Raw genomic sequence first — 15,291 nt, forward strand, 5'->3', positions numbered from 1 at the left:
TGCTGGTGGAGAGCTGTGCTGGTGCTGTGGTGCGTCAGATGCGCTGTCGGGTCGCCGTGCCGATGCGGGCGAGGGGACCCGCCGCCTTCACGGAGACCTTCAGGGTGGGGCGGGTCGCGTACGAGACGGGGGTCTCGAGCACGTCGACGATCTCGACCGAGCGCGGGTCTGCGCCGGCCTGGATCGCCTTCTCGATCGCGGAGCGTCCTGCCTCCTCGATGGCGGCTGCGCGGTCGGCGAAGTCGCAGAGCTGATCGGAGCGCCCACCGGCGAGCGCGATGGCCGCGCCCACGGCGTTGGCGACGTTGCCGCGCGCCGGGCGCAGGACCTCGCTCGCGCCGAGGACGGCGTCCGGGACGAGGAATCCACCGCCGCCGACGACGACGAGCGGGAGGCCGGTGCGGCCGAGCGACATGCGCTCGACGGCGGACTCGATGCGTTCGTGGGCGACGCCGAGCGCGTGCTCGAGTGCCTGGCGGGTAGCGCGGTCGAGGGGCGGCAGCTCGCGGTCGGCGATGCCGAACTGGAGCGAGGCCGCGTCGGTGAGGGTCGGCGTGGTGCCGCCGAACAGCAGCGCCTCCTCGGTGAGCCGATAGCCGACCGAGTCGTGCCGCGGGACACCGGTCGCGGTGTCGACGATCGTGCCGCCGCCGAGGCCGACGCTCAGGATATCGGGCATGCGGAAGTTCGTCCGCACGCCACCGACCTCGCGGGGCAGGGTCGACTCGCGGGGGAACCGGTCGACGAGCACGCCGAGGTCGCTCGTCGTGCCGCCGACGTCGATGATGATCGCGTTGTCGGCACCGGAGAGGAAGGCGGCGCCGCGGATGGAGTTCGCCGGCCCGGAACCGATCGTGAGCACGGGGTAACGCGCCGCGTACTCGACGGCCATGAGCGTGCCGTCGTTCTGGGCGAAGTACGTGGTCGCGTCGAGTCGCTCCTCGGCGACGACGGTCGTGAGCGCGTTCGTGACGTCGCGGGCGACGGCGTAGAGGGACGCGTTCAGGACGGTCGCGTTCTCGCGCTCCAACAACCCGAGCGCGCCGATCTCATGGCTCAGCGACACCGGGATGTCGACCCCGACGTGGTCCTGGACGAGCGCCTCGACCTCGAGCTCCTGCTCGGGGAACGACGGGCTGAAGATCCCGCAGACGGCGACCGCGTCGAAGGTGCCGGCCAGGGCGTCGAGCTCCCGGCGGATGAGGTCGCGGTCGAGCGGGGCGATCGGGTAGCCGTCGACGAGGTGGCCACCGCCCGCGAGGATGCTCCCCGCGAGGACGACGTCGCGCAGTTCCCGCGGCCAGCCGGCGAGCGGCGGGAGCGAGGTGGCGGCGGGCGAGCCCAGCCGGATGACGACGACGCGTCCGAGGTCGCGGCGGTTGACGATCGCGTTGGTCGCGTGGGTGGTGCCGAGCATGACGCGGGTGACGAGGCCCCGGTCGTCGCCGAGCTGGTCGAGCACCTCGGCGAGCGCCGCCCGGATGCCGCCCGTGACGTCGCGGGTGGTGGGCTGCTTCGTCCATGAGACGACCTCGCCCGTGCCCGAGAGCGCGACGGCGTCGGTGTTGGTCCCGCCGACGTCGATGCCGATCGCGAGTTCGCCCGAGGTGTCGGTGACGGTGCTGGTGCCGGCGCTCATCGGGTCGCTCCAATGGTCTCGTCGGCGCTCACGCCGAAGGGCTCGTAGTCGAGGTCGTAGCCGAACGCGCGCGGGCCGGCGAGTTCGAGGCCGCGCTCGGTGCGCCACAGTGGATCGCAGGCCCAGGCGAGGACGCTCACCCGCTGTCCGAAGCGCAGCATCTCGGTGGAGATCGCGTCGCCCGTCTCGGAGTCGACGATCGTGACGAGGTCGGGGACGCTGACGATGACCGCTCCGTCCTCCATGACGACGAGGTTCTCGTTCTGGATCTCCACGCGGGTGAGGCGACCGCGGTGCTCGCCGATCCCCTCGACCGTGACGGAACCGCGGGTGAACCCGCCCTCGGTGCGGCGCTCGATGTCGACGACCTTGCCGCCCGTGATGAGGGACGCGCCGAGTTCGTCCGTGAGCGCGCCGACGGGGTCGGTGGCGGTGAGGAGCCGGCGCCCGACCTGCACGGCGCGGCTGACGCTGCCGTCGATGACGGCTCCGCGGACGGTGTCGCGGTCCATGACGTAGTTGGCGCCGATCGAGATCGCACCGCTCGCCACGGTGAGGGCGCGGGCGTGGCGCTCGAGCCAGGCGAGGCTGACGGGACGCAGGATCGAGACGTTGCCGATCACATCGCTCAGGACCGCGTATCCGGGCGGGAGGTTCGCGACGTTCATCGCGGTCATCGGCGCTTCCGGGAAGGCGCGTCCCATGCCGTCGGCGTCGAGGATGCTGAGGCCGAGGCTCGCGGCCCAGCCGACGGGGCCGACACCGTTGCTGCCGCCGATCTCCGTCGCCATGATCGTGGTGATGCGCTTACCGGTGAGGCGCTCGATCTCCTCGACGATGATCTCGGCCTGGCCGCTCGCGCCGAGCATCTCGAAGCCCACGGAAGGTGCTCCGATGCCGGACATGGCGACGACCACGTCGTCCGCGTCGAGGTCGGCGACCTGTTTGACGGGCACCGGACCGAACTGCTCCAGGGCGATCTCGACGCCGAGCTGCGGGGTCTGCACCGCGCCGCCGCCACCGGTGCCGAAGATGGCGCATCCTGCGGCGAGCGCCGGCACGTCGGCCAGGGTGATGCTGGTGATCGGCGTGGCCGACGCTGCGGAACGTGCAGCGGGGTGGTTCGTTGACATGTACCGAGCGTAGGCAGGGTCGGGAAGCACGACAATGTTCCCGCAGCCCACACAATCGGGGCAGAATGTGCTCATGGCCCAAGTCACCGTTGCGGACGTCATCCTCCAAGCCGAGCATCTCGGCGCCCGCTGCGTCGCCGGCGTCCCCGCAGGCGTCCCGGTCACCGGCGTCGAGATCCTCGCGCTCGACGAGCTGAACGACGCGACCGAGCACTCCATCGCCATCGTGACGACCCCCGACGGCGCCGTCCCGAGGCCGTACCAGGTCGACATCGCCATCCGCCGGGCCATCGCCGCGGGCTGTGCCGGCCTCGTGTTCGTCGGTGCGTTCCCCGTCGCCGAGACCTCGCGGGCCCTCGCGGACCGCGGTGGCCTGCCGGTCATCATGAGCGAGGGCATCGCCTCCGACCTCGCCGTGCTCATGGACCGCACGATCCGCGGTGGAGCGGAAGAGGCGATGTCGCGCGCCGAGTTCGCGATCCAACGGGTGATCAGCGCGTCCGCGGCTGAAGCAGAGCAGGCGTCGGGTGTCGGCGTGCGGGAGGCGATCCTCGAGGTCGCCAGCACGACCCTGGGGGTGCCGGTCACCCTCGTCGAGGACGCGAGCGCGAGCTGGCTCGAACCGGACGCGGTGTGCATCGGTGAGATCCCGATCGGCCGGGTCCACGCCGAGCGCGACGACCCGGCCGCGGCGATCGCCCTCCCGGTCATCGCCTCCGTCCTCTCGCGCGCCCTGCAACGGGAACTGCACGGACGCTTCGGTTCGGTGCGCTCGCGGGCGGAGCTCATCATCGAGCTGATCTTCGCCGAGTCCTCCCGTATCGACGGCTTCGCGATGGACGCGGTCCGGGCCGGCCTGCCGCTCCAGCTGTCGCACGCGGTGGCGTGGCTGACCCCGAAGCACGCGAGTGATCCCGACCGCCGCGCACCCACGGTCCTCGCGCCCTCCGTCGAGCTCTTCGCGCTGCAACTCGTCGACCAGCGCGAGGAGCAGTGGCACCTCGCGATGCGGCGCGACGAGATCGTCGTCATCGCGTCGGAGGAGCTCGGCGCACCCGACCACCAGCGACGCCTGCGCGACGTGATGGAGCGGATCGTCGCGCACGCCTCGACGATCGCGGGGCCGGAATGGACGTTCACCGTCGGGCTCGGGACGCCCCAGAGCGGGGCCGCGGGGCTCCGGCAGTCGGCGACCGAGGCGCGGGTCGCGGCGGAGGCTGCCATCGCGGGTGGCCGCTTCGGCACCATGGAGGCTACGGACGTCACCGGGCTACGGCGGGTGCTCCTCGACTTCTACGCCTCACCGCTCAGTCGGACGCTCCTCGACGACATCCTCTCGCCACTCGACGCTCTCGGGTCGGAGCGGGCCGCGATCTCGGTGCGGACACTCCTCTCCTACCTCAGCCATCGGAACTCGCTGGCGCGTGCCGGGGCCGAGCTGAACCTGCATCCGAACGCGGTGAACTACCGGATCCGGCGCATCGAGCAGTCGCTCGAACTCGACCTCGCCGACCCGGACGTCCGCTTCGCCGCGGAGCTCGCCTGCCGGGTGCGGCTCATCGGGATGCCGTAGGCCCGCTCCGCCCCGGTCCCTGAGCCTGTCAAAGGGCCCACGCGGTGCCTTCCCGTCGGCTACACGCCCTCCGTGCCGCATTTCGACAAGCTCAATGACCGGACGAAGGTGCCCCGGTCCCTGAGCCTGTCGAAGGGCAGCCCCTCGACGACCTCACCGACCGGACGAGAGCGTCTCCGCGTGCCTCGCCGTCCGCACGACGCCCGCGACGAGCGTGGGCCACAGCTGCGCCGGGATGAGGTGCCCCATGTCGGGCAGCACGTGCAGCTCGGCCGCCGGCATCGCCTCGGCGATGTCCACCGCCGAGCGCCAGTGCAGCACGTCGTCCTCGCGTCCGTGCAGCACGAGGGTCGGCACCGTCACCTCGCGCAGCCGGTCGAGCCGTTCCGGTGCGCGGAGCAACGCGGCCCACTGGCGACTGAACCCTTCCGGCGCGTACCCGCGGTCGTAGGCCTCGCCGGTCGCCCACACCTCCCACTCGGTGTCCGGCTGGTAGCGGGCGCCGGGGACGGGCGCGGCGAGGACGGCCATCGCGGCGACCGACTCCTCCCGGCTGTACCGCTCGGGCTCGACCTGCAGTTCGGCGCGGTCTCCGTGCAGGATGTAGCGCGGGTCCTGGCCGGGGATCGTGGACAGCAGGCCGAGGCTCAGCACGCGCTCCGGGTGGTCGAGGGCGACCATCTGCGCCATCATCCCGCCCATCGAGTGACCGACGAGGTGCGCCTCCTCGACCCCGAGGTGGTCGAGCACCCGCAGGACGTCGTCGCCCATGTCGCCGAGCGAGTAGCCGCCGTCGAGGTCGTGCTCGCCACCGAAGCGCTGCGAGTACCCGACGTCGCGGTTGTCGAACCGCACGACGCGGAACCCCTCGTCCACGAGCATGGCCCGGAACGGGTCACGCCAGGTGAGCAGCTGCGCACCGCCGCCCGCGATGAGCACGATCACCGGGTCGGCGGGGTCGCCCTCCACCTCGTAGTAGATCGAGACGTCGTCGGTGTCGGTGTACGGCATGCGGTGCTCACTCTCCTCGAACGTGTTCCCTGGCGGGCGTTCCGAGGCTAGCCCGCGGCCTGGCCGTGCACCATGTGCCCTGGACCCAGCGTTCCCGCCCGAGCTGTGCCGAGCGCCCAAGCCACTGAGGTGAGGCAGGTCGTCGCTCGGCAGCTCGCCGGGCGACGAGATGCCTCACCTCAGCGCACGGGTAGGCTCGCGACATGAGCGCCGAACCCCTCTCCGGAGACGACACCCTGCAGCTGCCCGAGTTCGAGACCCCGCCCGCCGAGCCCATGCTGCTCGCTCAGCAGTGGCTCGCCGCAGCGATCGAGCAGGACGTCAGCGAACCCCGATCGATGACCCTCGCGACCGCCACCTCGGTCGGTGTCGTCAGCGCGCGCACCGTCGATGTGAAGACGTTCGACGACCGCGGCCTGGTCTTCGGCACTTCCATCGAGAGCCGCAAGGGCGGACAGCTCGCCGAGAACCCGAGCGCCGCCCTCCAGGTGTACTGGCGCGAGACGATGCAGCAGCTCCGCTTCGAGGGCCGCGTCGAGCAGCTGAGCGACGAGGAGTCCGACGCACTGTTCGCCGACCGCTCGCCCAAGTCACGAGCGGCGACGGCGGTCGCCCACCAGTCAACGCCATTCCGCGCCGGCCCGGAGGAGACCCTCGACGCCCTCATCGCGCAGGCGAACGCGTTGCTCGAGCGCGAGGGGGACGACGTCCCGCGGCCGGCCACGTGGGTCGGGTTCCGGCTCGTCCCCGACATGGTCGAGTTCTGGCACGCCAGTCGCGACCGGATGCACCGGCGCCTCCGCTACCTCGCGGCCGACGGCGGCTGGATCGTGGACCGCCTGCAGCCGTAGCAGGGAGGCAACCAACGGGAGTCTCTCCATATGGAGAGAATTTCGGTCATTAACGCGTATAGTGGCGAATATGTTCGTCATTAACGAGAAGGTGTCATCATGGCCGCCGGTCCAGGTCTGAGTCGCGAGATGGTCCGTCTGGGATCGAACGTCCGAGCCTGGCGCAAGATCGTCGGCCTCACGGCAGACATCGTCGCAGAGCGCGCCGGCATTTCGCGGGACACGCTGCGCGCCATCGAGAACGGACGATCGACCTCCTCCGAGAACCTGTTCGCAGCGCTCCGAGCTGTCGGGATCCTGTCCCAGGTCGTCGACGCATCAGATCCTCTGGCGAGCGATTTCGGCTCGCGGAACTTCGCCCGAGCTGGCGTCGAGCGCGTCCGGATCCCTGCGACGCCCTCAGACGATCAACGATGAGCGTCGACCTGGCGCCCGACCACCTGGTCGAGGCGAACGTCAGCGTCGTCCTGCCAGACGGAGTCGAAGTCGCGGCTGGACGAGTCGCGACCGACGGGCTCCCGGGGTCGGCAGCGCCGGGCATCGTCTTCCGATACGCGGACTCGTTCCTCCTCGATCCACGCGGCTACGACCTGTCGCCCGACATGCCCCGAAGTGCTGGTCCGCTCCGTGCATGGTCGGGCCGCGAATCGCTCGGCGCACTCGGCGACGCCATGCCTGAAAGCTGGGGGCGTCGGATCATCCGCGCCGGAACGCAGGCGCGAAGCGGTCTGGACTACCTGCTGCACGTGAACGACGAGACCCGTCAGGGCGCCTTACGTTTCGCGACGGAAGGCACGTTCCTCGGGCGACACACCCACCCCGTGGCTCAGGTCCACCACCTCCGCCGGATCCTCGCCGCAGCACGGGCATTCGAGACGGGCACCGAGTCCGACGAGGAGCTCGCGGTGCTGATCGAAGCAGGGACCAGCGCCGGAGGAGCGCGCCCGAAGGCGGTCGTCCGTCATCACGACGCACTCTGGATGGCGAAGTTCGCTCGCGACACCGAATACTCCGACCCGATGGCCTGGGAGGCGACGGCGCTCGCGCTCGCCCGTCAGTCAGGTGTCGAGACACCCGCCTTCGAGCTGGAGCGGATCGCCGAGGGCCGGTCGATCCTGCTCACGAAACGGTTCGACCGCGTCGGCGAGCAGCGCATCGGGTATCTCAGTGCTCACTCGCTCACCACGAAACCGGAGGACCAGCCCCTGTCGTACGTCCATCTGGCCGAAGCAGTCGCGTTCGCAAGCCCGACCCCGCGAGTGGATCTCGCCGAACTGTTCCGACGAGTCGCACTCAGCCTGCTCATCGGCAACGTGGACGACCATTTTCGGAACCACGGGTTCCTCCGGCAACACACCGGCTGGAAGCTGTCGCCCGTCTTCGACCTGGAACCGAACCGGCGCCCAGATCGAGTGGAAGCCACTCCCATCACCGAAGGAGGCGAACGGTACGGTCGTGACATCCGCGAACTCCGCGCGGTGCACGATGCGTTCCGTCTCTCGGCGACGGCCGCCGCTTCGATCATCCGCGACACAGCGGAGCGCACGATGGATTGGCGGACTGTCGCGATCGGCTACGGCATCTCGCCTGAAGCCGCGGTCGTGGCCGAGCGTGCGTTCGACGGCGACAACCGGCACCACGCCCTGGAGATGCCTTCCCGGTGACCGAGCGGCCCGGCCACCGGGAAATCCCCGGTCATTGACCCGAGCCCGGTCACTGAGCCTGTCGAAATACCCTTCGACAAGCTCAGGGACCGGGGGCTGGCCCTTCGACACTTCGACAGGCTCAGTGCGGCGCAGCTCAGGGACTGAGTAGGCCGCTCAGAGACCGAGCAGCCCACCCGGGGACCGGGCAGACCGCGCTACCTCGGCGCGCGGACGACCACGACCCCACCGACGGGCGGCTCGACGACCGCGGTGCCGTTGTCGGCGTCGACCGCGATGACGTAGGCACCGACGGCCACGCGCTGCACACCGGCGGTCGCCGGGTGCACGATGACGTCGAGCCCGGGCTCCACCCGTGAGACCTGCTGGTCGGCCGGGTCGGGGTCGGTCGTGAGCACGTGCGCCGGGTGCGTCCGCTCGGCGGCGGCCGCCGCCTCCCGGCGGGTCAAATCACTCGACGGCGCGGCCACGTGTGCAGCCGTCCCCGCGGTCACGCCGGCACCGAGGGCCGCCGTCTCCGCGCCGTCGACCGCGTTCCGCGGCTCGCCGCTCGACGGGGCGGTCGCGACCGAACCCGTGTCATGCGGGTGGCTGCGCTCGAGCGCGGCACCCTCGACGTCGACGTTCGGCAGGATGCGGTCGAGCCACTTCGGGATCCACCAGGCGCTCTTCCCGAGCAGGTGCATGACCGCCGGGATGAGGAGCATACGGACGACGAACGCGTCGACGAGCACACCGAACGCCAGACCGAACCCGATCGACCGGATCATCGCCGAGTGGGAGAAGATGAACCCGCCGAAGACGGAGATCATGATGATCGCCGCCGCCACGACGACCGTCCGGCCCGCGTGCAGCCCGCGCTGGACCGCCAGGCGCGCCGGGGCACCGTGGGCGAACGCCTCGCGCATGCCGGACACGAGGAACAGCTGGTAGTCCATCGCGAGTCCGAAGAGGATGCCGATGAGGATCGTCGGCAGGAAGCTCAGGATGGGCCCCGGGTCGTGCACGCCAAACACCGGTCCGAGCCAGCCCCACTGGAAGATCGCCGTGATGCCCCCGAAGGTCGCCGCGAGGGACAGCATGAAGCCGAGCGTCGCGGTGAGCGGCACGAGGATCGAGCGGAACACGAGGATCATGATGATCAGCGACAAGCCGACCACGAGCGCCAGGTAGAGCGGAAGGGCGTCGGAGAGCTGCTTCGAGACGTCGATGTTGCCGCTCGCGCTGCCGGCCACGCCGAGCTCGACATCGCCCGACAGCGGCGAGAGGTCGCGCAGGTCGCGGACGAGCTGTTCCGTGGAGACGGCGTTCGGCCCCTCCTTCGGGATCACCTGGAAGGCGAGGACGGAGTTGTCGTCCGATGCGCCCACCGGCGCGACGGCCTTGACGTCGTCCTGGTCGGCGATCTCCTGGCCGATCCGCACCTGCTCCTCGAGGACTTCCTCGTCGGTGGCGGCGTCGGGCAGCGTCGCGACGACGAGCAGCGGACCGTTGACGCCGGCACCGAACTTGTCCTCGATGAGCGTGTAGGACTGGTACTGCGTCGAGTCGACGGCCTCCGAGCTGCCGTCCGGCAGGCCGAGACGCATGTCGAGCGCGGGGATCGCGACGACGCCGAGCACGACGAGTCCGGCGACGAGCGTGCCGACGGCGCGCAGGGTACCCATGGGCTTGGTCGGGACGGCGTCCGGGCGCGGCGTGCCGATGGTGCCGCGAGCCTTCCGGCTGAGGATACGGAGACCGAGCAGCGACAGCAGGGCGGGCGTCAAGGTGACCGCGAGCAGGATCGCGACGGCGACGCAGATCGCGCCGACGGTGCCCATCAGGCCGAGGAACGGGATCCCCGTGACGTTGAGCGCCAGCAGCGCGACGAGGACGGTCGATCCGGCGAAGACGACCGCATTGCCCGAGGTGCCGTTCGCGAGGCCGATGGACTCGTGCAGCTCCACGCCCGCGAGCAGCTGCTTGCGGTGCCGGTTGAGGATGAACAGCGAGTAGTCGATGCCGACCGCGAGCCCGAGCATGACGCCGAGCACCGGCGTGATCGAGAGCATGTCGACGACGCCCGAAAGGGAGAGCGACGCGGTGACGCCGACACCGACGCCGACGATCGCCGAGACGAGCGGGAGCGATGCGGCGATGACCGTGCCGAGCATCACGAGCAGCGTGATCGCCGCGATGATGAGGCCGATCGCCTCACCCACGCCGAACAGCTGCGGCAGGCTCTGCGCGAGCTCGTTCGAGAACTCGACCTCGACGCCCGACGGGACGTCCTCCTTCACCTGGTCGATGACCGACTGCTTCGTCTCCGGCGTGACCTCCTGCTGGCGCTTGTCGAAGACGACGTTCGCGACCGCGGTGGTGTCGTCGGTCGATACGGTGCGGATACCCGAGGAGAGGTCGAGGAGCTGCGAGGAGAGTTCGAGCTTCGTGCTCTGCTCGTCGAGCTTCGCGAGGTTCTCGGTGATGGTGGCCTGCTGGGCGTCGAGCGCCGTCTGCTGCTGCGTGATCGCGGTCTGCTGCGCGTCGAACTGGGCCTGTGCGGCGGCCGGGAGTGTGCCGCCCGCGGCCTGCTGCGCCTGGGCGAGCGCGGCACTCAGCTGGGTCTGCGCGTCGGTCAGCTGCTGCTGTCCGGCGTCGAGCTGCGTCTGGCCGTCGGTCAGCTGGGTGCGGCCGTCGTCGATCTGCGTCTTGCCGTCGGAGATCTGCTTCGCCTGGTCGGCGATCGTCTCCTGCGTCTCGAAGGGGTTGACCGTGGAGTCGACGCCCTTGAGGTCGGCCGTCTCATCGAGCAGCTCACCGATCGCGGTCTTCTGGCTGTCGGTGAAGGCGTCACCGTCCTTCGTGTGGAACACCATCGCCCCGGTGCCGCCGGATGCGCTCGGGAACGACTCCTCGAGCTGGTCGGTGACCTTCGCGGTCGGCGTGCCCGGGATGGTGACGGCGCTCGAGAGGGTGCCTCCGAAGGCGAGGAACGCGCCCACCGAGATGCCGAGGATCACGATCCAGGAGATGAGGACGGCCCACGCGCGACGCGCGGAGAAGCGTCCGAGGCGATACAGCAGTTCAGCCAAGGGAGTCTCGATTCTTCGGGAGGTGGTGCTGGTGACGTGTGCGGGGACGGAGCGGGAAGCGGATCAGTGCGTGGACGCGTAGCCGGTGCGGACGCTCGCGATGAGCCGTTCCAGCAGGTCGGTCCAGAGGGCACGGGCTTCATCGTCCGTGGTGGCGCCGGTACTCGCGATCCAGTGATGGGCGAGCACTTCGACACCGTGCATGAGGGAGGAGACCAGGAAGCCGGCTTCGAGTTCGTCGACGTCGGTGTTGCGCTCGGCCAGTTCGTGGGCGAGCTCCTGGGTGGTGCGGGAGAAGGTGGCCTGGAACAGCTGCTGCGGGCGCGAGTCGTCGGGTGCGAAGCCGCCGAGCGCGTTCCAGAGGAAGGCGATGACGCGGGGGATGTCGGTCGTGCGGAGCGCTGCGGCGACGTCCTCGAACATCGAGACGCGCGACCCCGGGCCCGCCGGTCGGGCGTTGACGGCGGACCGGAAGCTCTCGATCACGACGGCCAGCTCCTCGGTGCAGGAGGTGGTGACGAGGTCGTCGATCGAGGAGAAGTGGTTGAACACCGTGCGGCGGGAGACGTCGGCGCGCTCGGCGATGACGTCGACGTTGAAGCCGGCGATGCCCTGCTCCGCGATCATGACGCGGGCGGCGTCGAGGATCGCCCGATGGTGGCGCGCGCGAAGGGCGGCGCGTCGATCCTCGGCGGGGGCGGTGGTGGACACGTGGGTACACTACGTGCACCGATGCACTCAGTGCAACTTGTTGACGCGGTGTTCACCGATCTGCCAGGAAGGGGCGCTGACTCGCCGGAATCTGCACGAATATCCGCGACTTTCGTGCAGGAACGGGCGACTCAGCGACGCCGGGACGGGTGCCGGGGTGGACGGACGGTCGGTTCGGGTGGACTGGGCGTCGGGTGGAGGGGTCACGGCTCCGGCAAGCTGAGAGCATGACGACAGACGAGAAGCTCGACGCTCCACGAACGGGCTCGGTCCCCACGACGAACACAGCCGCGTCCGACGCCCCGCGCACGCGGACCGCGTGGGCGGCCGTCGCCGTCATGATGGCGACGAGCTTCGTGCTCGTGCTCGCCGAGTTCCTGCCGCCGAGCCTGCTGCCGTCGATGGCATCGTCGCTCGGGATCACCGAGGGCCAGGCCGGCCAGGCCGTCACCGCGACGGCGTTCATCGGCTTCCTCACCGCGCCGACGATCGGGATCCTCGTCCCGCGTCTCGACCGTCGCCTCCTGCTCGTCCTGCTCGCAGCGGCCGCCGCGGTGTCGAGCGCGCTCGTCGCGATCTCCGCCGACTTCGTGATGCTGCTCATCGCCCGACTCCTGCTCGGCGCGGCCCTCGGCGCGTTCTGGGCGATGTCGATCGCGATCGCCGCCCGACTGTCCGCGCCGCACCACCTCGGCCGGGCGATCATGCTCGTGAACACCGGCACCACCGTCGCGACGGTCGCCGGCGTCCCGGTCGGCACCTACCTCGGTTCGGTCATGGACTGGCGCCTCATCTTCGCCGGTGTAGCGGTCATCACCGCGGTGGTGGCCGTCGCGCTGCGGCTCGTCCTCCCACCCGTCGCGCCGGCTCCGTCCAGCGGTGGTCTGCGGTCGCTCGTCGACACGCTCCGGGTCCCCGGCATCCGCGTCGGCCTCACGGGACACATCCTGACCGTCCTCGGCCACTTCATCGCCTTCACCTACATCCGACTCGCGATCGAGCGGGTGCCCGACCTCGACGCGGCCGGTGTGGCCGTCCTCCTCGCGGCATTCGGCCTCGGCGGCGTGGTCGGCAACTTCGTCATCGGGCTCCTCGTCGACCGCCACCTCGCAGCCCTGCGCTACGTCGTCCCGGCCTTCATCGGCATCTCGATCGCCCTCGTGACCCTGTTCCCGGGGCAGCCCTGGATCGTGACCATCGCGATCACCACCTGGGGCATGGGCTTCGGCGCCTGGCTCACGACCCTGAGCACCTGGATGGGTCGCCTCGTCCCGGACCGCATGGAGTCCGGTGGCGGACTCGTCGTCGCGGGGTTCCAGCTCGCCATCACCGTCGGTGCCGGAGCGGGCGGACTGCTCGTCGACGCGGTCGGCATCGTCCCGGCGCTCACGGTCGCAGCGATCTCCGCGATCGTCGGTGGTGTCGTCTTCGGGTCGGCACGCACCGCGCGGTGATGCCGAAGGCTGCCCGGCCGAGCGCCTACGCGGCGAGCGCCGCCTCGGCGCGCCAGCGGGCCGGCGTCAGGCCCGTGTACCGCTGGAAGGCGCGTGCGAAGCCGTCTTCCGACACGTAGCCGAGCGCGCCGGCGAGCTCGGCCACGGACGCGTCGCCCGTGAGGATGAGCCCCTTGGCCGTCTCCATGCGAACGGTCGTGAGGTAGGCGCGCGGGGTGTGCCCGACGACCTCGCGGAACCGCTCCGCGAACGCCGACCGCGACATCATGGCGATGCGGGCGAGCGTCTCGAAGGTCCACGGGCGCCCCGGTTCGGCGTGCAGGGCGTCGAGGACCGCGCCGATGTGCGGGTCGCCGATGCGCTGCAGCCAGCGGTCCGGCGCACAGCCGGCCTCGTTCCACGTGCGGAGCGCGGCCGACACGATCGTGGTCGCGATGCGGCTGCAGATGACGGTGTCGCCGGGCCGCGGACGGCCAGTCGCCTGCGGGCAGCCCATGCCTGCGATGAGCGCCACCATCGAGGGCTCCTGCCCGGCGAAATCGGGGACGTACAGGTGCTCGGGCAGCGTCTCCGCCACCTGTTGGCGCTGACCCGGCGGGGTGAAGGCGACGTCGAGGAGCTCGGCGTCCTCGAGCGCGACCACCGTCGTGGCGTGGGCGCGGGGGAAGAAGACGAGGTCGCCGGCGTCGAGGTCGCGGGTGCCGTCGGCGGCGGTGAGGCGGACGCGTCCGCTGGAGAGGTAGACGAAACCGGACGCCGTGTGCGGTCGCCGCAGCGGTGTGCCCGCGGCGAGGCGGTCGCGGTCGGTGCCGTGGATCGTCCACTCGAGGCTCGCGAGTGCGCGATCGAAGGTGTCGATCGTCGACGCTGGAGGGGTCGCGGTGAGGGTCACACCGTCGTGAACGCGATCGCGTCGCCGGATGTTCCGCTGCCCTCCGCACTGACTCGCCCGGATCTGCACGTTTTCGGCCGAAATCGGAGCAGATCCGGGCGACTCAGGGGGCGCGGAGGCTAGCGCCCGTCCACCACGGACATGAACCCCGCGAAGGCGAAGGCGGCGGGGATGAAGTAGAGCAGCGTGCGGGTGACGAGCCAACTGACCGCGCCGACAGCCACCCAGATCGCGTGGAAGCGCGCGCGCACCGTGAGGCGACGGCCCTCCTCGCCGACGACCGTCTCCTTCCGGGTCCAGACCTGCTCAGCCTCCATGGCGTCCCGCGCCGCCTCGAGGACGCTCTCGGCGTCCTGTCCCGCCACCCGTTCGTCGCGGTACCGTTCGGCCCTCGTGATGAGACGCGGCACCAGGTCGGTGAGGATCGCGTCGATGGCGACCCAGGGGGCGGCGTAGGCGAAGTCGGCGGCCGGCCTGCTGAAGAAGACGACCCGATCGTCGACCATCTCCACGTTGTAGTAGGCCGCGGTGCTGACGAGCGACGACATCACGTCGGGGGTCAGCACGTATCGCGCGTCCGCTCCGTACCCGGACGGCGCGTAGACGCGGAACCACCGGTCGAAGTCGCCCTCGAGGGAGATCTGCAGACCCCGGTCGACGCCCGGCGGCAGATCGCTGCGCACGGTGTCGTTCGTCGTCGCATCGAGCAGCAGATGCGGGAGGGGTGCCGGCAGCCGCACCACGAGGTAATGCCAGTCCCTCGACCGCTTCACGTCGTCGACCAGGTTGCCGAACTCGATGTTCCCGCGGACGAATCGCGGATACGACTGCACCTGTGGTCCCGGCACGGTGATGAAGGCGTTGTTGTACTTCCCCGTCGTGGTGATGAGCGAGGAGAACATCGCCCGTCCTTTCGACTCCTCCTCGAGGCCGTTGGCCACCGCCGTCAGGTGGGTCCGCCATCCGGCGAGACGCGCCTTCGGCGACGGCGGGCGTCGCGACCAGCGGTACAGGAACCAGGCACCGACGAGCAGCCCGACGAGGACGAGCGCGGCGACGACCAGGCCGATGACGTCATCAGGCTCGACGCGACGGTCGTGGTATTCGTCGACGCTGACCCCGACCGAGACGAGCGCGATCGCCAGGTACCAGAGGACGAGGCTGAAGTAGAGGTGGAAGAGCACTCTCCGCCCGGTGGGCACCCGTTTGGGCCGGCCGGAGCGACGCTCATCCGCCATCGCCGCGGCGACCTCGTGTTCGGGCGCCGTCAGCCAACGCAGTTCCACTGA

12 protein-coding genes are annotated in these 15,291 nt (G+C 70.4%); 5 read left to right on the forward strand and 7 right to left on the reverse strand.

Features of this window, described 5'->3' with window-relative positions; translation table 11 throughout:
* Window positions 1-34: 34 nt before the first annotated feature.
* Window positions 35-1,639 carry a hydantoinase/oxoprolinase N-terminal domain-containing protein gene (locus ACQ3HE_RS08920; RefSeq protein WP_064296013.1) on the reverse strand — a complete coding sequence of 535 codons (1,605 nt, stop codon included), beginning with the start codon at window positions 1,637-1,639 and terminating at the stop codon, window positions 35-37.
* Window positions 1,636-2,772 (reverse strand): S-methyl thiohydantoin desulfurase family protein, encoded by a 1,137-nt coding sequence (locus ACQ3HE_RS08925; RefSeq protein WP_430892299.1) that lies wholly within the window; start codon window positions 2,770-2,772, stop codon window positions 1,636-1,638. The genes ACQ3HE_RS08920 and ACQ3HE_RS08925 overlap by 4 nt, the downstream gene beginning before the upstream one ends.
* 73 nt (window positions 2,773-2,845) lie before the next feature.
* Between ACQ3HE_RS08925 and ACQ3HE_RS08930 the strand changes: the two genes are divergently transcribed.
* Window positions 2,846-4,345, forward strand: coding sequence for a PucR family transcriptional regulator (locus tag ACQ3HE_RS08930; protein WP_430892301.1), 1,500 nt, complete (start codon window positions 2,846-2,848; stop codon window positions 4,343-4,345).
* A gap of 153 nt (window positions 4,346-4,498) precedes the next feature.
* On the opposite strand, the gene ACQ3HE_RS08935 is transcribed toward ACQ3HE_RS08930, so the two are convergent.
* Complete coding sequence (locus ACQ3HE_RS08935) at window positions 4,499-5,356, reverse strand: alpha/beta fold hydrolase (RefSeq protein WP_430892303.1); 858 nt, start codon at window positions 5,354-5,356, stop codon at window positions 4,499-4,501.
* Between the two features lie 203 nt (window positions 5,357-5,559).
* Between ACQ3HE_RS08935 and ACQ3HE_RS08940 the strand changes: the two genes are divergently transcribed.
* The 3 genes from ACQ3HE_RS08940 to ACQ3HE_RS08950 all read left to right on the forward strand — a co-directional run bounded on the left by ACQ3HE_RS08940 (window position 5,560) and on the right by ACQ3HE_RS08950 (window position 7,871).
* Window positions 5,560-6,207 carry a pyridoxal 5'-phosphate synthase gene (locus tag ACQ3HE_RS08940; RefSeq protein ID WP_430892304.1) on the forward strand — a complete coding sequence of 216 codons (648 nt, stop codon included), beginning with the start codon at window positions 5,560-5,562 and terminating at the stop codon, window positions 6,205-6,207.
* Window positions 6,208-6,306: 99 nt separating this feature from the next.
* Window positions 6,307-6,624 carry a helix-turn-helix domain-containing protein gene (locus tag ACQ3HE_RS08945; RefSeq protein ID WP_202939250.1) on the forward strand — a complete coding sequence of 106 codons (318 nt, stop codon included), beginning with the start codon at window positions 6,307-6,309 and terminating at the stop codon, window positions 6,622-6,624.
* Window positions 6,621-7,871, forward strand: coding sequence for a type II toxin-antitoxin system HipA family toxin (locus ACQ3HE_RS08950; RefSeq protein ID WP_430892306.1), 1,251 nt, complete (start codon window positions 6,621-6,623; stop codon window positions 7,869-7,871). The genes ACQ3HE_RS08945 and ACQ3HE_RS08950 overlap by 4 nt, the downstream gene beginning before the upstream one ends.
* A 197-nt stretch (window positions 7,872-8,068) precedes the next feature.
* On the opposite strand, the gene ACQ3HE_RS08955 is transcribed toward ACQ3HE_RS08950, so the two are convergent.
* Window positions 8,069-10,945, reverse strand: coding sequence for an MMPL family transporter (locus ACQ3HE_RS08955; RefSeq protein WP_430892308.1), 2,877 nt, complete (start codon window positions 10,943-10,945; stop codon window positions 8,069-8,071).
* A 63-nt stretch (window positions 10,946-11,008) separates the two neighbouring features.
* Window positions 11,009-11,656 carry a TetR/AcrR family transcriptional regulator gene (locus ACQ3HE_RS08960; RefSeq protein ID WP_064296018.1) on the reverse strand — a complete coding sequence of 216 codons (648 nt, stop codon included), beginning with the start codon at window positions 11,654-11,656 and terminating at the stop codon, window positions 11,009-11,011.
* Between the two features lie 227 nt (window positions 11,657-11,883).
* Here ACQ3HE_RS08960 and ACQ3HE_RS08965 point away from each other — a divergent pair, with 227 nt between their 5' ends.
* Window positions 11,884-13,110 (forward strand): MFS transporter, encoded by a 1,227-nt coding sequence (locus tag ACQ3HE_RS08965; protein ID WP_430892310.1) that lies wholly within the window; start codon window positions 11,884-11,886, stop codon window positions 13,108-13,110.
* A gap of 25 nt (window positions 13,111-13,135) precedes the next feature.
* On the opposite strand, the gene ACQ3HE_RS08970 is transcribed toward ACQ3HE_RS08965, so the two are convergent.
* The gene (locus tag ACQ3HE_RS08970; protein WP_430892311.1) at window positions 13,136-14,002 is read right to left on the reverse strand and encodes a helix-turn-helix transcriptional regulator; all 867 of its coding nucleotides are present in this window, start codon (window positions 14,000-14,002) and stop codon (window positions 13,136-13,138) included.
* Window positions 14,003-14,121: 119 nt separating this feature from the next.
* Window positions 14,122-15,288 carry a hypothetical protein gene (locus ACQ3HE_RS08975; protein WP_430892313.1) on the reverse strand — a complete coding sequence of 389 codons (1,167 nt, stop codon included), beginning with the start codon at window positions 15,286-15,288 and terminating at the stop codon, window positions 14,122-14,124.
* Window positions 15,289-15,291 lie beyond the last annotated feature (3 nt).

The sequence above is a fragment of the Plantibacter auratus genome (genome assembly GCF_050587365.1).
Taxonomy (GTDB): Bacteria; Actinomycetota; Actinomycetes; order Actinomycetales; family Microbacteriaceae; genus Plantibacter; species Plantibacter auratus.